Source organism: Arthrobacter sp. 2YAF22_2 (assembly GCF_052114645.1).
Taxonomy (GTDB): Bacteria; Actinomycetota; Actinomycetes; order Actinomycetales; family Micrococcaceae; genus Arthrobacter.
In genome coordinates, this window is the sequence record NZ_JBFRFD010000333.1 from 1 (window position 1) to 4,155 (window position 4,155).

2 protein-coding genes are annotated in these 4,155 nt (G+C 66.6%); both read right to left on the bottom strand.

The window, feature by feature from the left end:
• Window positions 1-3,252: ExeM/NucH family extracellular endonuclease (locus AB4Y86_RS13420; RefSeq protein WP_441402712.1), on the bottom strand; the 3,252-nt coding region annotated here is incomplete at its 3' end.
• Window positions 3,253-3,610: 358 nt separating this feature from the next.
• Window positions 3,611-4,155, bottom strand: a 545-nt coding sequence (locus AB4Y86_RS13425; RefSeq protein WP_441402713.1) for a VOC family protein, incomplete at its 5' end; no start/stop codon positions are given.

The window sequence follows — 4,155 nt, forward strand, 5'->3', positions numbered from 1 at the left end:
CGGCGCGTCSCMGGCGTACTGCTTGTGGGTGTGGCCGTTGAAGATGGCGGCCACATCCGGGGTGACTTCGTTGACCATCTTGGCGAAGGGGCCGCCGGCAGCGACTTCCTGCGCCAGGGTGGCGCCTTCGGGGGCGCCGGAGCCTGCGCCGTCGTGGTTCTCCACGATGATCACGTCGGCGAGCTTGTCTGCCTTGATCTTCGCGGCGACGCGGTTGATGGCGTCGACGGGATCGCCGAATTCGAGGTCGGCGATGCCGGCCGGGGTGACCAGCGACGGAACTTCCTGGGTCACGGTCCCAATTACCGCGACCTTGATCCCGTTCATGTCCAGCACGGTGTATTCCGGCAGGGCCGCCGCGGTGGTGCCCTTCTTGTAGACGTTGGCGCCCAGGTACGGGAACTTCGCGTTGCTGCCGCCGGCGATGACCCGGTCGCGCAGGTCGGCCCAGCCGCCGTCGAACTCGTGGTTGCCCACCGCAGACGTGCGCAGTTCGAGGGTGTTCAGCACGTCGATGGTCGGCTGGTCCTTGGCCACGGCCGAGGCGAACAGCGAGGCGCCGATGTTGTCTCCGGCGGACAGGAACGCGGTGGCGCCGGGGGCCGCGGCCGCCCGGAGCTTCTCGATGGTTCCCGCGAACTGCACGGTGTTCGAGTCGATGCGGCCGTGGAAGTCGTTGATGCCCAGCAAGTTCAGGTCAACGCTGGCCGGCGTGGTGGGAAGGTTCAGGCCCACGACCACGGGGTCGTGGTCACTGGCGCGGAACTGGTTCGGCGCGTAGTAGTCGGTGACGTTGTTGTTGAAGCGGCTGTACTCCAGCGCCACTGACTCCACCGAGTTGATGTTCCAGATGTCCGCGCCGGTGACGACGGCGTTGGCCGACGGCGAGGCGAGGATGTGGTCCAGCGAGCCGACCAGGCCGCCAAAGAGGTAGGAGTGCTTGGCGCTGCCGTCGGCGTTCTTAGCCTTTTCCTCCTGGTTGACGTACCCGGCCGCGGTGAGGACGTTGATCGGGTCCTCCTTGGCGTAGGAGTTGAAGTCGCCGATCAGGAAGACCTTGTCGGTGCCCTTGGACTTCTGCAGTTCGTCGGAGAAGGCCAGCAGGGACTTGGCCTGGGCGGTGCGGGCGAGGTTCGAGGCGCCCTGGCCCTTGTCCGTGTCGTCCGGCGTCGCGGCCGAGCCCTTGGACTTGAAGTGGTTGGCGATGGCGATGAACTTCTTGTCATCCGCGGCGCCGACGGGCTTGAAGACCTGGGCCATCGGCTTGCGGGCGCTGGCGAAGGCCGTTGTGTCGTTGTGGATGATGGACTCGCCCACCGGCTCGGCCGTGGCCTTCTTGAAGATGAACGCGGTGCGGATCATGTCCTCATCGCCAAGAGGGGGAGCGTTCGCGGGTGTGCGGACGTAGTCCCAGATGCCGGGCGTCGCGATGTTCAGGGAGTCAACCAGCTTGGAAAGGGCGTCGTCCCGGTTCTTGCCGAACTGCGCCGAGTTCTCGACCTCCATCAGGGAGACGACGTCGGCGCCGGACTTGGAGATCGCGGCGACGATCTTGTCCTGCTGGCGCTTGAAGTTCTCGGCGTTGGCGGCGCCGCGGACGTTGCAGCCGCCGCTGACGGTGATCGGGTTGCCCGCACGGTCGTTGTAGAACTTGCAGCCGGCGATCGTGTCACCGGTGGTCGGGAAGTAGTTCAGCACGTTGAACGAGGCGATCCTGAGGTTGCCGCCCACAGCAGTGGGGGTCTCCGTGCGGGTCGCGCCGAAGCCGGCCGGCTGGACCGCGCCGGCGTTGGCGGCGGCCAGCTGGGTCAGCGGCTGGAACTTCCAGGAGTTGTTCGCGTAGCTGAGCACCACGTTGGTCTTAAACGTGACCGGCGAGCCCACCCGGACCGGGTCCTGGATGGTCAGGTACGGCAGGGTCTGCGCCTTGGTGCCGGCGTCCTTGAGGAAGTTGGTGCTGGCACCGTCGTCGAGCTTGATGCCGCGCGCGGCGTTCGCGTCGACGGTGGCGTTGTACTCCGGGGAGCCGTAGGCGCCGACAGCGGTGGGCTGTTCGAGCGGGGTGGTGCCGCCGGCCAGGCCGATCTCGCCGTACTGGTTAAGCGAGTAGTTGTCCGCAACCGTGACCGGGCCCTGCGGCGTCAGCAGCATGCCCTCGAGGGATTCGCGGAAGGCCTCGTCGGCCGGGAGGGCGAAGCCGGTGGCTTTGACCTCCGGGGCGGCCTCGGTCAGTTTGGTGACTCCGGCGGCGCCGGCGACGTTGAGCTGGGTCATGCCGTAGTACTCGGCAACGTCGCCCGTGACCTCGAGGTAGTCACCGATCTGCACCGAGCCGACGGCGGACGGCGCGTGGACGAAGATGGCGTCCGATGCCGTGTGGTTGGCCGGCGTCAGGTCGCCGCCGGTTCCGGGGGTCTGAACGTAGAAACCGTCGAAACCGCCGGTCGGGAAGGTCGCGGTGACCTTGCCCCGGGTGGTGACAGCGGAGCCGGTGAGCGGGCTGGCAGCGCCGGTGCCCTGGATCTCGGCGATGGTCTTCAGCACCGGCGGCGTGCCCGTCCCCGGATCAACCGGGCCGGGATCGACGACGGCGTTGGCGGCCTTGGGCGTGATGGCGGGGTTGAGGGTGAAGTCGACGGCGTTGTTGTTGCTGTCCGCGCCCGCGTTGCGGTTCAGGCTCTTGACGTCGGTGTTGCCCGACGGTGCGGCGGCGGCCTGTGTCTCGAAGGTGTTGGAGCTGCCGTAGCCGAGCAGATCGGCGACGTTGGCGGGCTCGATGACCGAGCCGGAGGCCAGTGGGTTCAGGGTCGTGGACTGCTTGGCCAGGACGATCGTGCCGGCCGAACCGGACGGGTTGAATCCGGTGGCGATGGCATCGGCTGCGGGCAGATCCAGCCCGACGGCACCGTTACTGCCGCCCTGGAGCAGGTAGTAGCCCTTGGCCGCGATGGTGCCGGAGAGAGCCGCGGTGCTGTTCGGTGTGCCGGTGCTCGTGCCGGCGCGGTACTGGAGGGACCAGCCATTCAGGGAGACCGGGGCGTCCGAAGCGTTGAACAACTCAACGAACTTGTTCTTGTAGGCCGCTCCGGCGCTGCCGCCGCTGAGGTAGACCTCGTTGATAGTGACCGGCGAAGTTCCGGCTGCTGCCGGTGAGACTTCCAGTGCGACGGCGGGCAATGCCGTCAGCGGGGCTGCGATGAGCCCCGCGGACAGTGCTGTGCCCAGCACTGTTTTCCAATATGTGATTTTCATCCGCTCTAACTCTCATTGGGGTGCCCGGGTAAGGGCTGGGTGCGATGTGATGTCCGGGGCGTGGCCCGGGGCCGGGTCTGCTCTTGGTCAAGCAGAGCCCGGCTCAGCAAAACAGGGGTGAATGAACACAAAGTGAATTGCCTGCGCATTCGGCGACGCGGCCCCCAGCGGAACGCATCGCAGCCGGCGTGGAACCCCAACAGGGCGGCCCCGGCGACGGTGTCGGTAGTGCATTCTTGCCACCCGGTCATTTCCCTTGACACGGGCAGTCAAAAGAATACCGGCCACAATCCGCTTGAAAAGCGGGGGCCGGTATTCTTTATCGCAGTTTTTTCAAAGGTTTTATATAGAGCCAGTCTTAGGGGGCCGCGGTGGCGGAACCCCCCTCTGCCGTCTCGGCGACGATCTTGAACATGGCACCGGTGGGGTCGGTCAGGGTGGCGAGCCGTCCGAACGGGGTGTCCTCGGGCGCGTGGATGACAGCCGCGCCAAGCTCCACCGCACGGGCCGCGGTGGCGTCAGCGTCCTGGACAGCGAAGTAGACCTGCCAGTTGGCGGGCACGTCGGCGGGCAGGTAGCCGGAGGCGTCCATGATCCCGGCCTTTGCCGCGTCGCCGGCACCCAGGGTGGTGTACCGGAACTCCGGGGTGTCGCTCATGACGTCGGTGTCCCAGCCGAAAACTTCCTGATAAAACTTCACGGCCGCGGGATAATCCTTGGCGTGGAGTTCGTGCCAGGCCGGTGCGCCGGGTTCGGCCACGAGCTGGAAGCCCTTCATTTCGTGCGGCTCCCAGACGCCGATCGAGGCGCCGGTGGCATCGGCAAACATCGCCATTTTGCCCTGCTCGGGCACGTCCATGGGTTCCATGTAGACCTGCCCGCCGTGCGATTTCACGGCTTCCG